A 20,287-nucleotide genomic window follows, 5' to 3' on the forward strand; every position below is an offset into this window, starting at 1 on the left:
ACCAACGTAAATTAACTTCAGCTATCAAAGTATCTCGTATCATGGGATTACTTCCATTCGTAGCAGAAGACAAATAATATATTTAAAGGCACAACAAGGTTTAATCGCTTTGATTGTGCTTTTTTTATTTGTAAAAATGGAGTTGCTAAAGAAGGATAATCTTGTAACTTGGAAGATGAAAATGGATATCCTTATTTCGGTAATATGGTTGATTTTATCTCAGTAATTGCTCTATATATTACCATTTGCTATTAGTATAAGAATTTATTACACTTTTAAGAGACATGAATAAAGAAAAATGAAATGTTAGAGATTGAGAAACAAAATGCTATCGTATTTCTGAAACGTATGGTGAGAGGAACAATCGACTAAGGACATTTTTAAAAACAAAACGGCTTATAATCATTTCGATTAAAAGCCTTTTTTCATGTATTAGTAACTGTCGAAAGCGTCATTAGCGCTAAGTACCAACGTAACTAGCAGAAGACAAATAAGATTGATGTCGCCAAGGTGTTGACCATACTTATATCGAGTGTGCTTGTCGTTGAAATATAATAATAATTGGAGCGTTTCAATATATTTAAAGAAGAACCTAATCAGGGAATGAATTTGATATGCTTTTTCGGTAAAAAATCTCCTATATAGTTATGTATTTTATGCTTTAGTCATTGGTTCTACAAAATTAATGGCAAAGCATTCAGTTGTTCTTAGCGTTTTTTGTTCAATAACCTGAAAAAATGGTACAATAAAGGTCAGTAAGTTTGACTGAAAAAAGGAAGGTTTTCAATGCCGAATAATCAAACAAAGGCGCTTGTACAAGGCTCAATGATGGTTGCAATCTTTACAATTCTAATGCTTATTTCTGCATACGTACCACTCATTTCTATCGTAAGTCTACTATTTGCTCCACTACCGATTGCTTGGTATAGCGCAAATTACAAGCGTTCCGCATCAATATTTGTAGCAGTAGTAGGATGTATCTTAACCACTTTAATGAGTGGCATAATTATGTTACCATTTGCCTTGATTTTGGCATTACTTGGTGTCGTTATAGGAAGTGCAATTAATCTAAAGAAAAGCAAACTTTACCTATTCATGTCATCAGGGGTTGCTGTTCTTCTGTCAATGGCAATTGTCTATGTAGCCTATGTTCAATTTGCTGGTATCAATATCATTAGCATGAGCATGGAGCTGTTCCGCGAAAGTTATGAGCAATCAAATGAACTTGCAAAAACTATGACAGGTCAAGAAGCATTTCAGCCAGAGCTAATTGATGCCCTGCTAAAAACAATTGAGCTGACAATACCTGCAACGGTAACGATCTCTGCATTTATGACAGCATTTATAATCATAACGTTAAATTTACCTGTATTAAAACGTCTTGGTTTAGACGTACCGAAATTTGCACCGTTCCAACAAATGCGTCTACCACGATCTATTTTATGGTATTACATGATTGTTTTATCCATTAACTTATTTATGCGTCCAGAATCTGGATCTACATTAGATATTATTGTTTTAAATGTTTCTTATGTTTTATGGATGTTATTAATCCTGCAGGGGATTTCCTTTATCCATTACTTTATTTCTAAAAAAGGAATGCCAAATGCCGTAAAATGGATAGCTACTTTGTTAGCCTTACCACTATCATCCTTTATGATATTGCTGGGCATCGTAGATTTAGGTTTCGACGTACGTTCACTTGTGAAGGGGAAAACTAAAGAATAAGGGGCTGATGTAATGGGGACTTTTAGAAAACGACCAATCCGCTATCCGCTTTTTGTTCTTTCCATTTTTGGCATTGTGACGTTCGGGCTCCTATGTATTTGGAATATCGGGATAGGTATTGGTTATGGAGTAGGTTTTGTTCTATTAATGGTCTATACGTGGAAAGTAGAACAGATTACTTTTGAAGAAACAGAAAAGCACATTGAATCCATCTCCTTCCGCATGAAAAAAGTAGGGGAAGAGGCATTGCTGGAAATGCCAATTGGGATTTTACTTGTAAATGAACAATATGAAATAGAATGGTCGAATCCATATATGCAAAGTGTTTTAAATATGGAAAATTTAGTAGGTGAAGGAATCGTTAATATATCTGATGACATCTACGTTCTAATGAAGACCGAAGAGACAAACGAAGATACGATTACGCTCCGTGATCGTAAATATCGAGTTTATTATAAAAAAGAAGAGAATTTGCTATATTTCTTTGATATCACTGAGCAAATCGCTATTGAAAAACAATACTATGCAGATCGTACAGTCATTGCGATTTTATTTGTTGATAACTATGACGAAATTACGCAAGCGATGGATGATCAGCCACGTAGTTTAACGAATACGATGGTGACATCAATTGTTAATGATTGGGCGGCTGAGCAAGGGATATTTGTGAAACGAATATCATCCGATCGTTTTTTAGCTGTCTTAAACGAATCCATTTTAATGGAACTTGAAAAGAAAAAATTTGCTATCTTAGATACAATTCGAGAAAAAACAGCACAAAAAAATATGTCATTAACATTAAGTATTGGTGTTGGTGCAGGTTCATCTTCATTAGTGGAACTTGGTGAACTAGCACAATCAAGTCTTGATCTCGTTTTAGGTCGTGGTGGTGATCAGGTTGCTATCAAGCAGCCTACAGGAAAACTAAAATTCTATGGTGGGAAAACGAATCCTGTTGAGAAACGTACGCGCGTTAGAGCACGTGTTATTTCCCATGCATTACGTGATTTAATTCAGGATAGTGACCAAGTGTTTGTTATGGGACATAAAAACCCTGATATGGACTCTATCGGTGCCTCTGTTGGTGTACGTAAAATGGCACAAATGAATGATGTAAAGGGCTATGTCATCATAAATTTCGACGAATTAAACGGCAGTGTAACACGTTTAATGAATGAAATTGAGAATAAATCGGATTTCTATGAAAATTTCATAACACCAGAGGAAGCTGCGACAAGAATGACAGAAAAGTCATTGCTCGTTATTGTCGATACACATAAACCGAATTTAGTCATCGATTCACACCTATTGAAGCTAGCTGAAAAAGTGGTAGTAATTGATCACCATCGTAGAAGTGAGGATTTTATAGGAAATCCAACGCTTGTTTATATGGAGCCATATGCCTCGTCCACAGCTGAACTTGTGACGGAGTTACTCGAGTATCAACCAAAACGTGCGAAGATTAATATGCTAGAGGCTACTGCATTACTGGCGGGAATTATTGTAGATACGAAGAGTTTTACACTGCGTACAGGAGCCCGTACATTTGAAGCAGCTTCTTATTTACGGACGAATGGTGCCGATACAGTGTTAGTACAGCGATTACTAAAAGAAGATGTAGCTACGTATATCGAGCGTTCTAAAATAGTGCAAACTGTTAAGTTCGTGAAGCCGGGGATTGCTATTGCTGCAGGTGAGGAATCGAAAGTGTATGATTCTGTACTAATTGCGCAAACAGCAGACATTTTACTAACAATGAAGGATGTTGGTGCTTCCTTTGTCATTGCGCATCGTTCAGATGGCAAAATCGGCATAAGTGCAAGATCACTTGGCGAGGTCAACGTACAGCTTGTTATGGAAAAGCTAGGCGGCGGCGGACATTTAACTAATGCAGCTTGCCAAATCGAAGCAAATTCCATTGCTGGAGTAAAAAAATATCTAGAAGAGGCCATAAATGAGGTACTCGAAGGGAGTTCGGAATCATGAAAGTAGTATTTTTAAAAGATGTTAAAGGAAAAGGGAAAAAAGGAGAAGTTAAAAATGTAGCAGACGGCTATGCACAAAACTTCTTAATTAAAAATGGCTATGCTGCTGAAGCAAATGCACAAGCATTAAGTCAATTAGAAGGTCAAAAGAATTTAGAAGCTAAAAATGCTGCTGCAGAATTAGCAGAAGCGGAAGCATTAAAAGAAAAATTAGAAGCTTTAACGGTAGAATTAAAAGCAAAATCAGGTGAAGGTGGTCGCCTATTTGGTTCAGTATCTACAAAGCAAATTGCCGATGCGCTTCAAAAAACGCATGGCATAAAAATTGATAAACGTAAAATGACTTTAAGTGATGGAATTCGTGCGCTAGGCTTTACAAATGTACCTGTAAAACTACACCATGAAGTATCTGCTACTTTAAAAGTTCATGTAACGGAAGAATAAGGGGCGACAATCCATGAACGAACCGATGATGGATCGCGTTCCACCGCATAACCGGGAAGCGGAGCAATCGGTTATCGGTGCGATTTTCCTCGATCCTCAATCGTTAATCACTGCATCTGAAATTTTACTAGCAGATGATTTTTATCATAATGCACATAAGCAAATTTTCGAAACGATGCTACGTTTAAGTGATCAAGGAAAAGCGATAGATGTTGTCACAGTTACTGAAGAATTATCAGCTAAAAAAGAAATTGAGGATGTTGGCGGGCTATCGTATTTACTAGAGCTCGCCAATGCTGTCCCTACGGCTGCTAACGTCGCACACTATGCGAAAATTGTCGAAGAAAAGGCTCTATTACGTCGCTTAATTCGTGTAGCTACTAAAATAGTAGAAGATGGCTATACTCGTGAGGATGAGGTAGAGGCATTACTAGGCGAAGCAGAGAAGAAAATGATGGAGGTAGCCAATCGTAAAAATGCGGGTGACTTTAAGCATGTCAAAGACGTATTGGTGGAAACCTTTGATAACATTGAGAAGCTTCAATCACAAAAAGGTGATGTTACAGGTATTCCGACAGGCTTCCGTGACTTAGACCATATAACAGCTGGCTTCCAGCGTAACGATTTAATTATTGTTGCGGCACGTCCATCTGTAGGGAAAACAGCCTTTGCATTGAATGTCGCACAAAGTGTTGCCGTTCAAGCGCGGGAAAATGTTGCGATCTTCTCCTTAGAGATGGGTGCTGAGCAGCTAGTTATGCGTATGCTTTGTGCAGAGGGAAATATAGATGCACAAGTTTTACGTACAGGTGCTTTAACAACAGAAGATTGGGGTAAACTAACTATGGCAATGGGGAGTTTATCAAATTCAGGAATTTTTATTGACGATACACCGGGTGTACGTATCAATGAAATTCGCGCAAAATGTCGACGTTTAGCACAAGAGCATGGCCTCGGTATGATTTTGATTGACTATTTACAACTTATTCAAGGTAGTGGTAAAGCAGGGGAGAACCGTCAGCAAGAGGTATCTGAGATTTCACGTTCTTTAAAACATTTAGCGCGTGAATTAAAGGTTCCAGTCATTGCATTATCACAGCTATCTCGTGGCGTTGAGCAACGTCAAGATAAGCGACCAATGATGAGTGACTTACGTGAATCGGGAAGTATTGAGCAAGATGCTGATATTGTTGCCTTCTTATATCGTGATGATTATTACGATAAGGAGTCCGAGAGTAAAAATATGATTGAAATTATTATTGCTAAACAGCGTAACGGTCCAACGGGTACAGTTACTCTTGCCTTTAAAAAAGAATTCAATAAATTCATTAATGTGGATTGGTCGCAAATGCCGCCACCACCTTCACGTGAATAAATATTTATCTGGCTCACCATCAATAGTTGGAGATGACATTTGTTAAAACATATGCCATGTATATATGTTGATTGGAGTGTAGGCCAAGGTAAAATTAATCTGAATGTTAGATAATATTCATACCATTCTGTTATTAAACACGAACGTTGAATCATATTTCTTGATTTTATGTTCGTGTTTTTAAGTATTTTTGTTGACTAGGCGTTTCTATCATTGTTACAATAATTAACGGCTTAAAAATTGAGATACAAATCGTATCTAACGGAGGTGCTGACTATGACATCAGTTGTAGTTGTAGGAACACAGTGGGGAGACGAAGGAAAAGGTAAAATTACTGATTTCCTTTCACAAAAAGCCGATGCAATCGCTCGTTTTGCAGGTGGCGATAATGCAGGACATACTATTAAATTTGATGGTGAAACTTATAAGCTACATTTAATTCCATCAGGTATTTTTTATAAAGAAAAAACTTCAGTAATCGGAAATGGTCTGGTTGTTAATCCAAAGTCATTAGTAACTGAGCTTAGAGGTTTACAAGAGCGTGGTATTAATACAGACAATTTACGAATTTCTAACCGTGCGCATGTTATTTTACCATATCATATAAAACAAGATATCGCTGATGAGGAAAGTCGTGGCGATAATAAAATCGGTACGACTTGTAAAGGGATTGGACCATGTTATCAGGATAAAGTAGCACGTATCGGTATCCGTATGGCTGATTTACTAGACAAGGATGTATTTGAAGAAAAACTACGTCAAAATTTAGCAATTAAGAATAAATTATTTGAGAAATTTTACGAAGTTGAAGGCGTAACATTCGAAGGAATTTTCGAGGAATATTACAACTATGGACAAGAAATCGCAAAATATGTAACAGACACGTCGAAAATCTTAAATGATGTACTTGATGAAGGCGGCAAAGTGTTATTTGAAGGAGCACAAGGTATCTTACTTGATGTCGATCAAGGTACGTATCCATTTGTAACATCTTCAAATCCTGTTGCTGGCGGAGTAGCGATTGGTGCTGGTGTTGGCCCATCACGAGTTACAAGTGTTATTGGTGTATCAAAAGCCTATACATCACGTGTTGGCGATGGACCATTCCCAACTGAATTATTTGATGAGGTAGGTCAACAAATTCGTGAGGTTGGTCGTGAATACGGTACAACAACTGGCCGTCCACGTCGTGTAGGCTGGTTTGATACAGTAGTAGTACGTCATTCACGCCGAGTAAGTGGTATTACGCACCTAGCGCTTAACTCAATTGATGTTTTATCTGGCTTAGACACAGTGAAAATTTGTACAGCGTATAAATATCAAGATGAAACTATCACCGAGTATCCAGCAAATCTTCATGTTATTGAACAATGTGAACCAATTTATGAAGAGCTTCCAGGCTGGTCAGAAGATGTTACAGGTTGCAAAACATTAGACGAGCTACCTGAGAATGCACGTCGCTATGTAGAACGTGTGAGTGAATTAACAGGTATTGAAATTGCTACTTTCTCTGTTGGTCCTGCACGTGAACAAACGAACGTTTTAGTAGACGTTTGGGAAGCAAAATAAATATAAATCACAAAAGGGCGTACCATATCCGGTACGCCCTTTTTTATACCGTATCTCTTTGCTTTCGCTGAATTTTGAGGTGAGACGCGACTTATTGCCCGTTAATGCAGAGATATATTTTATGTATTCAAAAGTGAACGTTATGGCTACTTCCATAATCAAACTATAGATGTATAACAGTGACGCTATTTTACATTTGGTGTAGCTAAAGACATCTGTTATGAACGCTATGTTTTCGCATAATATCACTATAAATTAGAGTGATATTCCAGAAGATACATGCTAAGTGAAGTGGTTGATTGGAGTGGAGACTGGGCGACTCCTTGGGGATCAGCGATAGAGGAACGAAGGCTAAAACCATCACGTCCTGTGATAACGCCTTCGTGACCAACATCGTGTTGGCCCAAGCATCGGACGCCCCCAGGAAGCTATGCTCTGCGCGAAAGCGAAGCGACAGCGGCAAATGTTTTATCTGTGCGAAAGCGAAGCGATAGCAACAAAGCGCTCAGTCGAAACGGAAATCAACCTCTCATTTTGCCGAAAAGCCATACTTAATTTCATAGATGTTATAGTTTTTCAACAACATTAAAAGGTCGTACCATATCCGGTACGACCCTTTTGTTATTAGTGAATATCTTTCTTCTTGAAGCGACCACCTTTAACTTCTGCAATATTACCAATTGCTAGGAATGCATGATTATCAATCTCAGCGACGATTGATTTAAGCTTCGATTCCTCTAATCGGGTAATAACAGTGAAAATGACTTTTTTATCATTCCCCGTATAAGCCCCCTCACCATGAAGGAAGGTTACACCACGACCAAGTCGGTCCATGATGGTCTGCCCGATTTCATCAATTTCATCACTGATGATATAAACAGATTTTGATTCCTCCATTCCTTGAATGACAATGTCGATCATTTTATAGGCAATATAGTATGCCATGATAGAGTACATTGCTTGTTCCCATGTGAACACAAATCCCGCCACCGTAAAGATAATTAAATTGAAAAACATAATAATTTCACCGACGGAGAACGGCGTTTTTCTATTAAATAAAATGGCTAAAATTTCTGTACCATCTAAAGAACCACCATAACGAATAACGATGCCGACTCCAATGCCCAAAATCATGCCTCCAAAAACTGTGGCCAATAGCGTATCTTGAGTAAATGGTTGTAGATTATGTAAGAGAAGTGTTGTTAAAGAGAGTACTGTAATGCCGAGTCCTGTGGAAAGGGCAAAAGTTTTTCCGATTTGTTTATAGCCTAAAAAGATAAAAGGTAAGTTTAAAATGAAGATGAAAATACCTAGAGGTAAATTTAATAAATGAGAAGTGATAATGGAAACACCTACGATTCCACCATCCATAATGTGGTTTGGTACTAAAAATAGCTCCAGCCCCAGTGCCATAATGACGGCACCTAATGCCACCATAATGGTCCTAATTATAAGTTTACGAACCGTATTCTTACTTTGGGGCTTTCTAACTTTAGGGGTTATTTCAGAGGTATATGAATCACTCAAATTAATCGCTCCAATCAACTAGTATATCTTTCTTCTATATTTTATCGGAATATTAAAAAAGTAAAAAGTAATAAGTCTAAATTCACGCTAAAAAAAATGAATAGAATACTAATGGCTCATTCAAACACTACAAATGATATTTAAAGAACAAGTATATTTTTAAGCGATCGATTGGAGTCGAGGCTGGACGCCACAAGAGACGGAAATCAACTCTATGTTATGGTGGTGAGCCAATTTTTTAATGAAAATACAGTTATTAGAAACTACGGAAAATAGGAATTATGTAACAATTAGTAGAGAAATAATACATTTACATTACAAAAAGATGAAAATATTCAAACCATATTTTCTTTATGGTACAGTATAGTGGTGCAAAAAATCCTTGTGGGTAATTAATCCTACGATAGGTTGAAGTTGGAAGGAGCTTTATTGATGAGTTCGTCTTGGTCTAAGAAGGAAAAAAACAATAGATTCACTTACAATTTTCCTTTAATTAAAAAGGTATCCATTATTACAGTTTTAATGACAAGTTTAACGTTTAATGTAGGTTTTGCAAAAGAAAATCATAAAGAAGATTTAAATAAAATTTATCACGTTTACGTGGGAAATCAATATATTGGTGCAGTCTCTAATGAGAAAGCTATTCAAGAAATTATCGCATCAAAGGAAAAAGAAGCAAACCAACAGTACAAGGAATTGTCTATTGATGCTAGCTCAGCTGTTAAAATAATCCCAGAGCAAGTGTTTAGTAATGAAACAAAAGATGTAGATATTTTGGCGAAATTTGAGCAATCTTTAGTAGCCCAATCTCCAGCTTATACATTATTTGTAAATAATAAGCCTATAGTTTCTTTAAAAGATGCAAAAGCTTATGAAGACACTATTCGTATGCTAAAGCTACAATATGTTTCACAGCAAGAGTTAAATAGTTTATATGCTAATCAGCAATCTACGAATATACCACCGTTACAAACAGGTGAAACGCGCCTTTTAGATGTTACTTTTAAACAGGGAGTATCAGGTGCGACACAAAAAGTAGTCCCGAATGCTATTGTAACGCCTGAGGAAGCAGTGGAATATTTAATGACAGGATCTCTCGAACAAGAGACATATAAAATTCAATCAGGTGATGTTCTAGGCTCGGTTGCTAAAAAACACAGCTTAACAACAGCTGAGCTAGTAACGTTAAATCCAGGTATCACTGTTGATACAGTTTTACAGGTCGGACAAGCATTGAATGTAACAGTCGCTAAACCATTTGTAACACTTGAAGTAAAACAGGAGAAGAAAGTTACTGATAAAATTCCGTTTAAGAAAATAGTTGAAGAAGATCCGACGATGTATAAAGGTGAGAAAGTGATTAAACAACAAGGCGTTAATGGAAAAAAAGAAACAGCTTATTTATTAACGTCTGAAAATGGAACTCGTACATCCAAAGTTGCGTTAGAAGAAAATATCATACAACAACCAGTTGACGAAATTGAAGTTGTTGGTACGAAGGTGATTTCTTCTCGTGGTACAGGTGAATTTACTTGGCCGACAGTGGGTGGCTATATTTCAAGTGGGATGGGTCAACGTTGGGGAGAACTCCATCGAGGTATTGATATTGCCCGTCCTAGTAATTATAATATTTTAGCTTCAGATAATGGTGTTGTTGTCGCAGCTGGTGTCTCGGGTAGCTATGGTAATCGCATCGTGATTAATCATAATAATGGTTATACAACGCTTTACGGACACTTATCTTCAATTAATGTTACAGTGGGTCAAGTGGTAGAAAAAGGTTCTGTTATAGGTATTATGGGCTCTACTGGGAATTCAACAGGTACACATCTACACTTTGAAGTTGAGAAAAATGGTTCGTTAGTCAATCCATTATCATATGTAGGCAGTTAATCAATTCGAATAGAAGGCAGTCCGAATAGGGACTGTCTTTTTATATAGCTCTTATTAATTCTATGTTATTTCCCAAGAAATATTTGTCGAAATATAGTTCAATACAATATCCTATAATGTCTTTGAATTTAGAATAATGCATAGAAGCTAAAAGCATGGTAGAGTTAAGAGAGTAACTTTAAAAATACACTCATTTAAAAATAGATAAATAGCGAAAGGGAGAAAAATATATGGACAAAACAATTTTAGTTGTTGACGATGAAAAACCAATCGCAGATATTTTACAGTTTAATTTAATAAAAGAAGGCTACAAAGTTATTTGTGCTTATGATGGAGATGAAGCACTAGAGAAGGTTGAGGAAGAGCAACCAGATTTAATGCTTTTAGATATAATGCTACCTAAGCGTGATGGGATGGAAGTTTGTAGAGAAGTGCGAAAAAAATATGATTTCCCTATCATTATGCTAACGGCAAAAGGATCTGAAATTGATAAAGTATTAGGACTAGAAATGGGCGCAGATGATTATGTGACAAAGCCATTTAGTACACGTGAGCTTATTGCACGTGTAAAGGCAAATATGCGTCGCTTACAGGTAGTAGCGCCTACTGCCGAAGAGGTTGAAGAAGAATCCAATGAAATTGTAGTAGGCTCTCTTGTTATTCAGCCAGATGCTTACTTAGTATTGAAGCGTGATGAATCAATTGAACTAACGCATAGGGAATTTGAACTATTGCATTACTTAGGCAAGCACATTGGTCAAGTCATGACGCGTGAGCATTTACTGCAAACAGTGTGGGGCTATGACTATTTCGGCGATGTACGAACAGTAGATGTAACAATTCGTCGTTTACGGGAAAAAATAGAGGACAATCCTAGTCATCCAGCTTGGATTGTAACACGCCGTGGTGTAGGTTATTATTTACGAAATCCTGAACAGGAGTAAAAAGGGATGCAGAAAGTAAGCTTCTTTAAATCAATTCATGTAAAGCTAGTACTAATTTACATTTTACTAATTATGCTCGCTTTACAAATAATAGGCATCTATTTTGCAAATGAATTAGAGCAAAATTTAAAAACCAACTTCCGAGAATCCATTTTTCAACGTGTCGATTTGATGCAATATAGCATTCGTGAAGAAATGTTAAAAGAACGCGATGAAAGTATGCCAGCTCTTGAAGAAAGCCTGAAAACGATTGTAATGGAGTTTTCCACGGGGTTGAAGGAATCTAATGGAGATATTTTAGAAATCCGTGTCATTGATAATAGACAGCGTATTCGCGCCACGTCTGAGGTAGACAATCAAGGTTTGATTGGACAGCGCTCGAATAATGATCTCGTACGCCGTGCAATTTCTGCAGAAACATTATTTGAAAACATCAAACTTGATAATAAAACAAGAAATCGAGTGTGGGTGTTAGCTTCGCCAATACGAGATGGTGCAGGTCCTGATGATGAAATCATAGGTGTACTCTATATTGAAGCTAATATTGAATCTGTTTTTGAACAAGTGAATGACATTAACGGTATTTTCCTTGGTGGTACGGCAGTGTCTTTGGTGATTACTATCTTTTTAGGAATTTTAGTGGCACGAACAATTACACAGCCAATTGCAGATATGCGTAAGCAGGCACAGGCGATGGCAAAGGGAAACTATTCACGAAAAGTGCGGGTTTATGGTACAGATGAGATAGGGCAGCTTGCTATAACCTTTAATCATTTAACGAATCGCTTGCAGGAGGCGCAATCTACTACAGAGGCAGAGCGGCGAAAGCTCGATTCGGTCCTTAGTAATATGACAGATGGTGTTATTGCAACAGATCGAAAAGGGCGCATTATTCTTATTAATGATCCCGCACTAGAGCTGCTGCATATTTCAAGAGATATTACACTAGGGCGTCCGATTGCATCTGTTTTAGGCATTGACCAAGAGTATAGTTTTGAGGATTTAATTCATATGAATGATGCGGTGAATTTAAATTTCAGTACGGCAGATGCACCGTATATTTTACGTGCGAATTTCTCTGTTATTCAAAAAGAAACAGGCTTTATTAATGGTCTAATTACTGTACTACACGATATTACGGAGCAGGAAAAAATAGAGATGGATCGCCGGGAATTTGTATCAAATGTGTCACATGAATTACGGACACCATTAACGACGATGCGTAGTTATTTAGAGGCATTAGCAGATGGTGCATGGAAAGATGAAAACATTGCTCCAACATTTTTGAATGTCACACAAACAGAGACAGAGCGTATGATTCGCTTAGTAAATGACTTATTGCAGTTATCACGAATGGATAGTGCAGATTATGAGTTGAATAAAGACATTGTTCTCTTCAATTCTTTCTTTAACCGTATTATCGATCGTTTTGAAATGTCTAAGTCAGACAAAGTGATGTTTGAACGTTTATTTCCAGAGGCATCTTATTATGTAGAAATTGATACGGATAAGGTAACACAAGTTATCGATAATATCATTTCCAATGCTATTAAGTATTCACCAGACGGAGGTAATATTCGCTTTGGCTTTACCGTGCAAGGAGATATGCTGAAGGTTATGATTTCTGATGATGGTATGGGAATTCCTAAGGAAAATGTAGGACGTATTTTTGATCGTTTCTATCGAGTAGATCGAGCTCGAGCTCGATCTATGGGAGGCACAGGTCTAGGGCTAGCTATTGCCAGGGAAATGATTGAAGCTCACGGTGGTAAAATATGGGCTGAAAGTGAGGAAGGACAAGGAACAACAGTTTTCTTCACATTACCACTTAATTTAGACGATTTTGACGAGGCAGGTGAGTGGGAATGAAATATATAGAACCAGTTAAATCAGTTGTATTATTCCTACTCGTTATGCTAAGTGTGGTTTTAACCTATATGATTTGGACATACACGCCGGATTATAAAGTTATTGAACAGACTGAAGAAAAAGAAATCCTAATTGGACCACAAAAAAAAATGGAGAATTTAATTCGTCCTTATAAGGCTATTTACCGTTTTGATAAGGAATTTACCGGGACAGTATCCAATGGTGCAATGGAAGATATTATGGAAGCATTTAAAGGCTGGAATGTCCTAGATTTAGTGCCCATTAACAATAACCTTACAGCCAACTCTGTAAACGAGATGATTCGTACTAATAATTTTATGACTGTCTTTTTTACTGGTGAGATTCCTTACTCTGCCTTTAACTCAATTTTTCAGTTCCCCGATAAGGAGCTACCTGAAACAACCTTTAATCGTATGATGATAGATTGGAGTAATTATAATAACAAAGAGTTACAGGTGTTTTTCATTAGTAGTAATAATGAATTATTGATGCGTTCACGTGTAAGTCTAGAAAATGCTAACCAATTTGTACGAAATGTTATTGAGCCAGCGAAAACATACGGCACTTTTAAAGAAGTGGAGCGTGATGGGTTTACCTCACTTTATATTGCCAACGATAAAATTGAATCAGCGAAATATACGTATTTTATCGAAGAGCAACCTGAATTATTTAAAGATGTGTTATTTACAAATCCAAACAATGTCCTGCGCACTGATGAAAGTGTAACCATTGAAAAATATCAAGATGGACTGTCACGGATGACGATTGATTCGAAATTGAAATCATTGACCTATGTATATCCAGCTGCAGAAAGTAGTGTAAGGATAGAGCCTTCCAAGCTCTTGACGGATAGTTTTGAATTTATCAATGAACACGGAGGCTTTACAGCTGATTATCGCTATGTATCAACAAGTACAAGCAATAACCAATTAGATTATCAACTATATTTACATGGATTACCAATTTATAGTGATCAGGCTATAAGCCGAATTACAACTGTTTGGGGAGATAATCGTATTTTCCGCTACAAACGTCCATACTTTTCTTTTGAGAAAGATATTCCATCCGAAAAAGAGATGAAAGAACTTCCATCAGGATCGGAAGTCGTTGAAAAGATTCAAGACCTTAATAACATTGATTTATCAGATATAGATGACATTGTTGTGGGTTACTATTTAACTCACAAACAAAGTACAATAGTGACACTAGAGCCATGCTGGTTTGCTATTCGTAACGGTGTATCGACGAAACTGACGCCTGAAATATTAGGAGGTGTCAAAAATGGATTGGAATAGAACAAAATCTATTTTCATATTCGTTTTTTTAATCTTAAATATCTTCTTATATTCGTTGTATTTAAATCGCTATAATGAAGCACAGAGTGTAGAAATACTTGGTGAAAAAACAATAGAAACCCGATTAAAAGATGATAATATTACGTATGGAACATTGCCAAATAGTAATGAATCTGCTACTTACATTACAGGTAAAGCGCATAAATTTAAAAATACTGATTTTACCGATGGCAATCAGCAAGTAAATTTCATTACTGACACACATATACGTGCCAATTTTATAAGCCCTGTGAAATTACGAAATATTAATGATGATGCAAGCTTTACAGAGTTTGTCCATGCAAACGTAAAAGAAGGAGATTCTTATGTATTATGGAAGGTGGATCGTGAGGAACGAATCGCAATCTTCTTCCAGAAAAAAAGTAATCGAATGTTCTATTACAATGAGAGTGCCCTATTAAAAGTACAGTGGAATCTAGACGACGAAGTTACAATGTATGAGCAGACGATGATTGATAATATCGAAGAAATGGAGCAACAAGAAACTGTAATACCACCACTTCAAATTATCCAGACACTTTATAATAAAAATCTGTTAAAGTCAGAATCGCGTATTATGCATATGAAGTTAGGTTATTCGACATTTAGTAATTTAACGCAAACGCAAGTGTTGATACCAACATGGGAAGTACAAGTGAAATTATCGGACGACGAAATAGAAGAGTACTTCGTTGATGCTATTGATGGAAAAATGATTGAAATCCAAGGGGACAAGCAAGAGGGCGAAGAAGAAGACTGGGGAGAGAATGATGCGATTTAGTGTTTTAGCAAGTGGCAGTACAGGCAATTCGATTTATGTAGAGAATGATGATCATACATTTATTGTCGATGCTGGCCTCAGTGGTAAAAAGATGGAGCAATTATTTACAAAAATCGACCGCAATATGAAACAGCTAAGTGGCATTTTCGTTACACATGAGCATAGTGATCATATTAAAGGAATAGGTGTACTGGCACGAAAATATAATGTACCTATTTATGCAAACGCCAAAACGTGGCAGGCGATGGATGGGCTTGTTGGTGATATTCCGTTAGAGCAACGGTTTGAATTTGAAATGGATACAGTAAAGCATTTCGGCTCATTAGCTATTGAATCCTTTGCCGTATCACATGATGCAGCAGATCCCATGTTCTATAGCTTTCATGAAAATGGACGCAAGCTTGTTGTTATTACGGATACAGGCTATGTTAGCGACCGTATGAAGGGCATCATCCGAGGTGCTGATTCCTTTGTCTTTGAAAGTAACCACGATGTCAATATGCTGCAAATGGGGCGTTACCCATGGTCTATAAAACGTCGTATTTTAAGTGATGTAGGGCACGTTTCAAATGAGGACGCAGCTATAGCAATGAGTGAGGTAGTATTTGAAAAACCAACAAATATTTATTTATCACATTTAAGTATGGATAATAACATGAAAGAGCTTGCGCGCATGAGTGTCACACAGACTTTGCAATCATGTGGCATTATTGCAGGAGAGTATGTAAATTTATTTGATACAGATGCCGAAGAGCCGACGAAATTAGTGACAGTTTAACTTCTTTCAGCGGATGTCGCGGAATTATGATTCTTAGCGTGAGTTAATAATATCGACATTATACAATTTAAAAATGAAGCTTTAATGAGGCTGTTCAATAGCATTTTATAGTAAATGCTTTGAACAGCCATTTTTATGTTCATTTTATTTATTTTTCATCTGATTTTAATGTTTGAATCGTAATATTAGGGTAACAACTAACAAATAATAATAAGTGAAAGGATGAGGAGAATGAGCAATTTTCAAGATGATGATAAAAACAGTGATTTTCTAAAAAACGATGAAATACAGAAATCACCTCTTCAGGAGCGACTCGAACTAGAGGAGCGAGAAACGCAAGAGAAACGTCATAAAAAGAAAGGCGGTGGCGGAGGTAAAGGTGGTTATTTATTTACCGGTTTTATCGGCGTCATCATAGGCGCTTTACTCGTTTGGCTCATGATGCCTGGACTTGTCAATCAAATGCCTGGTACAACTGGCACAACTACAAGCGGTGCAGGTAAGAATGACACAACCATTAATCAAGTTGCAACAGAAGTGACAACCGATGTTACGAAAGCAGTAGATAAGGCTTCAGATGCTGTTGTAGGGATCACAAATATTCAAGAAGTGTCAAATGGCGGATTCTGGAGTCCACAATCCACATCAGACCAGCCTGCAGGAAGCGGTTCAGGTGTTATTTATAAAGTTCAAGGTGATACAGCCTTTATCGTGACAAATAACCATGTTATTGAAGGTGCAAAACAGTTAGAAGTAACAATGCCAGATGGAACGAAAGAAGTAGCACAATTAGTTGGTCACGATGTTTGGACAGACTTAGCGGTCATTTCAATCAGCTCAAAAGATGTTAAAACAGTAGCAACATTCGGTAACTCAGATGTATTAAAACAAGGTGAAACAGTCATTGCGATTGGTAACCCACTTGGTTTAGAATTCTATGGCTCTGTTACTACAGGTGTTGTTTCTGGTAAGGATCGTTCTGTACCAGTTGACATAAACGGTGATGGCTCAATAGATTGGCAGCAAGAAGTATTACAAACAGACGCAGCTATCAATCCTGGTAATAGTGGTGGTGCACTTGTAAACATTGCTGGCGAATTAGTTGGCATTAACTCCATGAAAATTGCGGAATCCTCTGTTGAAGGTTTAGGCTTCTCAATTCCGATTAACTCAGCAATTCCAATTATCGAGGAATTAGAGGCAAATGGTGAAATGAAGCGTCCAACAATGGGTGTTTCATTAGTAGACTTAACGGATGTTCCGTCATTCTACCAACAACAAACGTTAAAATTGCCAAAAGATTTAACAACAGGTGTTGTTATTACAGATGTTGTAGCTAACTCACCAGCATCAAAAGCAGGCGTTCAACAATACGATATTATTGTTGAAATGGATGGACAAAAAATCGAAACAGCAATCGATTTACGCAAACATTTATATAATGACAAAAAAATTGGTGATAATTTAACGATGAAAGTATATCGTCAAGGTAAATTAGTGGAACTATCATTAACATTAACAAATAGCGATTCATTGTAAATGAAAAAATCAGTGGGGATTATAGGTCCTCACTGATTTTCTTTTCGTGTTGTAGAATCAAAAATTATATTTTATCATCAAAAGATGGAGCTAATATTTGTTAAAATGTATGCCAATATAAGTTGATAGGAGTGGAGGGTGACTCCTTGGGGCTCATCAAATGCCCCCAGGAAACTTTGCTCTGTGCGAAAGCGAAGCGACAGTAACAACAAATGTTTTCTGTAGCGAAAGCAAAGCGGCAGCTACAAAGCACCCAGTCGGAACGGAAATCAACCCCACATTATAGAAATGAGACAAAAATATTCGGAGGCATTGACTGAATTATTAAGAATGATTTAGAAAATATTGTGGATAACTAGAAAATTGTGAATAATTACATTACACAGCAATTAGCGATAGAAAGCCTATTCTTCCATACTCGCCTGTCCTTTGTTACAATAGATTGTGGATAACATAGACCGAATTGTGAATAAGTTTGTGGAAATTTCGGAAAATAAGGAGAGATATAAAAATGGAAAAATACAGCTGTGAAAGCCATATAGATCACGCTTTAGACATGTTTGTGGCAGAGCAAAAAGAGTTCCCAATTATGGATAAAGTCGAAGAGGATAAAAAGTTATCCACAAAATGTAGCTACTGTGAACAACCAGCAGAATATATTGTATCAAGTAAATAACTTTACACAATATATAGGAATGCTATGTGGATATGTTGATAACTTTTGTGGATAAGTTGTTTGTAAATGAATTGTAAAGGTGGATAACGTGTGAATATAACGATTGTATCAGTCGGAAAACTAAAAGAAAAGTACTTAAAAATGGGCATAGACGAATATGTAAAACGTCTCGGCGGCTACGCAAAAATGGATCTAGTCGAGGTACCAGATGAAAAAGCACCCGAGCAGCTAAGCGACGCCGAAATGGAAATCGTTAAGAAAAAAGAGGGTGAACGCATTCTATCTAAAATCGGCCCAGATACATACGTTATCGCCCTAGCCATCAACGGAAAAATGAAAACCTCTGAACAAATGGCAGCAGATATCGAATCTCTCATGACCTACGGCAAAAGCAAAATCGCCTTCGTTATCGGCGGCTCTCTTGGTTTACATGATGATGTTTTGAAACGAGCGGATGAGCAGCAGTCCTTTGGAAAGATGACATTACCACATCAGCTAATGAAGCTTGTTTTGGTAGAGCAGATTTATAGGAGTTTTAGGATTATGAAGGGTGAACCGTATCATAAGTAAGTGCGGTTTTGTCATATCCTCAAACAAAAGGATTCCTAATTTAGGTAATGATGGTGGCGGTATGAATATAGAGCATATATTAGTGTTTGAAAAATATAATAAATTAAAAACAGGTACATTTTAATAAGTGTACCTGTTTTCATTTAAAGTTTGGCTTTAAATGTATTCCAAGAATCTATTATATATTTCGAAAAGTCGTCGTTAGAATTTTTAAAATCACAAATAATAATTTTATTTTTAGCATCCATTTCTAAAAGGGGAGGATTTGTATTTAAATTATATGAAAAGCAATTAGAGAAATGATGCTTAAGAACAAAAAAGATGGATGCTCTAAATAGCAACCACTCTTATAGAATAATCAATTTTTTTATTTCTTGTAAATAACCCCCAATTTTTTAGAAATCGAGCTATTCTTATCTCTTAACATTGAATCTAGTATTAAAATTTATAATTTCCGAGTGAAATGTATCTTTATGTATATATTTTTGTCGACTTCTTTTGCTTATAATCAATTTTTTTACAAGTTATAATGAAATTAACTTCCTAAGAGAATCTTATACACAATAACCTATTCTAAAAATAGTGGGGCAGGTGATATGACCTTATTAGAAGTTAAATGTTGCTACGTACCCGTCACTTGATTTTTCAAAAAAAAAATTTGAGGAACCGAAAGGGGAAACGAAAATGAAAAATCCATTATTATCTAAACTTGTTACTGCTGGGGTTTTATCGTTAGGAATATCAATAGCATCTTTTTCTTCAGCACATGCTGCAGAATTAGAAGATACCACTCTTCCTGATACATCGGTTATAGGATCAGATGCGTACGTTGCACCTGAATTAATATCTAAAGGACCCGATGTTCGTGCTTGGACTGCAACAGTTTCATACGGGAAAAGGTACACAAATCTCTATGGTATTAATGTAGCAACTCAATTGGCTTATATTCAATGGACATATGATTCTGGAAAAATAACTAAATATAATAATCTATGGCAAGATAACAATGCAGCAATAGGCTATGGGTATGGAAGTGAAAGTAATACGTGGAACTTAAAAGGAACTTCATCTGGACAGGCTAACCAAAGTGTTAAATTTGATAGTGGCATCCCAACTCCTTGGGGGCATGTTGGTGGACCTTCGTTCACAAGTAGAATTATCACCGACATAACAGGTTCTGGTAATTCGAGTGCATATTAAAATGCAACTTTTAAATAGAAAATAATTAAATTACTCATTACATTTACTTGAATT

Annotated in this window: 18 protein-coding genes; 17 read left to right on the top strand and 1 reads right to left on the bottom strand. The window is 36.7% G+C overall.

Annotation, left to right across the window (positions count from 1 at the left end; translation table 11 throughout):
* Positions 1 to 786: 786 nt before the first annotated feature.
* From AN161_RS19005 to AN161_RS29865, 6 genes are all read left to right on the top strand, one after another.
* Entirely contained in the window at positions 787 to 1,728 is a 942-nt protein-coding gene (locus AN161_RS19005; protein WP_053595918.1) for a YybS family protein, read from the top strand.
* 12 nt (positions 1,729 to 1,740) lie between these two features.
* Complete coding sequence (locus AN161_RS19010; protein ID WP_053595919.1) at positions 1,741 to 3,714, top strand: DHH family phosphoesterase; 1,974 nt, start codon at positions 1,741 to 1,743, stop codon at positions 3,712 to 3,714.
* Positions 3,711 to 4,157 (top strand): 50S ribosomal protein L9, encoded by a 447-nt coding sequence (rplI, locus tag AN161_RS19015; RefSeq protein ID WP_053595920.1) that lies wholly within the window; start codon positions 3,711 to 3,713, stop codon positions 4,155 to 4,157. The genes AN161_RS19010 and rplI overlap by 4 nt, the downstream gene beginning before the upstream one ends.
* Before the next feature lie 13 nt (positions 4,158 to 4,170).
* Positions 4,171 to 5,532 (top strand): replicative DNA helicase, encoded by a 1,362-nt coding sequence (dnaB, locus tag AN161_RS19020; protein WP_053595921.1) that lies wholly within the window; start codon positions 4,171 to 4,173, stop codon positions 5,530 to 5,532.
* A 276-nt stretch (positions 5,533 to 5,808) separates the two neighbouring features.
* Positions 5,809 to 7,101: an adenylosuccinate synthase gene (locus AN161_RS19025; protein WP_053595922.1), complete on the top strand. Its 1,293-nt coding sequence runs from the start codon at positions 5,809 to 5,811 to the stop codon at positions 7,099 to 7,101.
* Positions 7,102 to 7,531: 430 nt separating this feature from the next.
* Positions 7,532 to 7,690 carry a hypothetical protein gene (locus AN161_RS29865; protein ID WP_158003068.1) on the top strand — a complete coding sequence of 53 codons (159 nt, stop codon included), beginning with the start codon at positions 7,532 to 7,534 and terminating at the stop codon, positions 7,688 to 7,690.
* Positions 7,691 to 7,725: 35 nt separating this feature from the next.
* Here the strand turns inward: AN161_RS29865 and AN161_RS19030 are convergent, their stop codons facing one another.
* The gene (locus AN161_RS19030) at positions 7,726 to 8,646 is read right to left on the bottom strand and encodes a YitT family protein (RefSeq protein WP_053595923.1); all 921 of its coding nucleotides are present in this window, start codon (positions 8,644 to 8,646) and stop codon (positions 7,726 to 7,728) included.
* 414 nt (positions 8,647 to 9,060) lie between these two features.
* Here AN161_RS19030 and AN161_RS19035 point away from each other — a divergent pair, with 414 nt between their 5' ends.
* The 11 genes from AN161_RS19035 to AN161_RS19075 all read left to right on the top strand — a co-directional run bounded on the left by AN161_RS19035 (position 9,061) and on the right by AN161_RS19075 (position 20,233).
* A complete protein-coding gene (locus AN161_RS19035) occupies positions 9,061 to 10,521 on the top strand; it encodes a M23 family metallopeptidase (RefSeq protein WP_053595924.1) in 1,461 nt (486 codons plus the stop codon).
* A gap of 230 nt (positions 10,522 to 10,751) precedes the next feature.
* Positions 10,752 to 11,465 (top strand): response regulator YycF, encoded by a 714-nt coding sequence (yycF, locus tag AN161_RS19040; protein ID WP_053595925.1) that lies wholly within the window; start codon positions 10,752 to 10,754, stop codon positions 11,463 to 11,465.
* A 6-nt stretch (positions 11,466 to 11,471) separates the two neighbouring features.
* Positions 11,472 to 13,334: a cell wall metabolism sensor histidine kinase WalK gene (gene walK / locus AN161_RS19045; protein ID WP_053595926.1), complete on the top strand. Its 1,863-nt coding sequence runs from the start codon at positions 11,472 to 11,474 to the stop codon at positions 13,332 to 13,334.
* Positions 13,331 to 14,650, top strand: coding sequence for a two-component system activity regulator YycH (gene yycH, locus AN161_RS19050; RefSeq protein ID WP_075807295.1), 1,320 nt, complete (start codon positions 13,331 to 13,333; stop codon positions 14,648 to 14,650). Before walK ends, yycH begins: the two co-directional genes overlap by 4 nt.
* Positions 14,637 to 15,470, top strand: coding sequence for a two-component system regulatory protein YycI (gene yycI / locus AN161_RS19055; protein ID WP_053595928.1), 834 nt, complete (start codon positions 14,637 to 14,639; stop codon positions 15,468 to 15,470). The genes yycH and yycI overlap by 14 nt, the downstream gene beginning before the upstream one ends.
* Positions 15,460 to 16,248 (top strand): MBL fold metallo-hydrolase, encoded by a 789-nt coding sequence (locus tag AN161_RS19060; protein ID WP_053595929.1) that lies wholly within the window; start codon positions 15,460 to 15,462, stop codon positions 16,246 to 16,248. The genes yycI and AN161_RS19060 overlap by 11 nt, the downstream gene beginning before the upstream one ends.
* A 231-nt stretch (positions 16,249 to 16,479) precedes the next feature.
* The gene (locus AN161_RS19065) at positions 16,480 to 17,787 is read left to right on the top strand and encodes a S1C family serine protease (RefSeq protein WP_053595930.1); all 1,308 of its coding nucleotides are present in this window, start codon (positions 16,480 to 16,482) and stop codon (positions 17,785 to 17,787) included.
* A 160-nt stretch (positions 17,788 to 17,947) separates the two neighbouring features.
* On the top strand, positions 17,948 to 18,073 hold the full coding sequence (locus AN161_RS31120; protein WP_277815963.1) for a hypothetical protein: 126 nt from the start codon (positions 17,948 to 17,950) through the stop codon (positions 18,071 to 18,073).
* Between the two features lie 225 nt (positions 18,074 to 18,298).
* On the top strand, positions 18,299 to 18,463 hold the full coding sequence (locus tag AN161_RS27750) for a CxxH/CxxC protein (RefSeq protein WP_075807296.1): 165 nt from the start codon (positions 18,299 to 18,301) through the stop codon (positions 18,461 to 18,463).
* 90 nt (positions 18,464 to 18,553) lie between these two features.
* Entirely contained in the window at positions 18,554 to 19,033 is a 480-nt protein-coding gene (gene rlmH, locus AN161_RS19070) for a 23S rRNA (pseudouridine(1915)-N(3))-methyltransferase RlmH (protein ID WP_053595931.1), read from the top strand.
* 684 nt (positions 19,034 to 19,717) lie between these two features.
* Positions 19,718 to 20,233, top strand: coding sequence for a hypothetical protein (locus AN161_RS19075; RefSeq protein ID WP_053595932.1), 516 nt, complete (start codon positions 19,718 to 19,720; stop codon positions 20,231 to 20,233).
* Positions 20,234 to 20,287: the final 54 nt, after the last annotated feature.

Source organism: Lysinibacillus sp. FJAT-14222 (assembly GCF_001278875.1).
GTDB lineage: Bacteria > Bacillota > Bacilli > Bacillales_A > Planococcaceae > Lysinibacillus > Lysinibacillus agricola.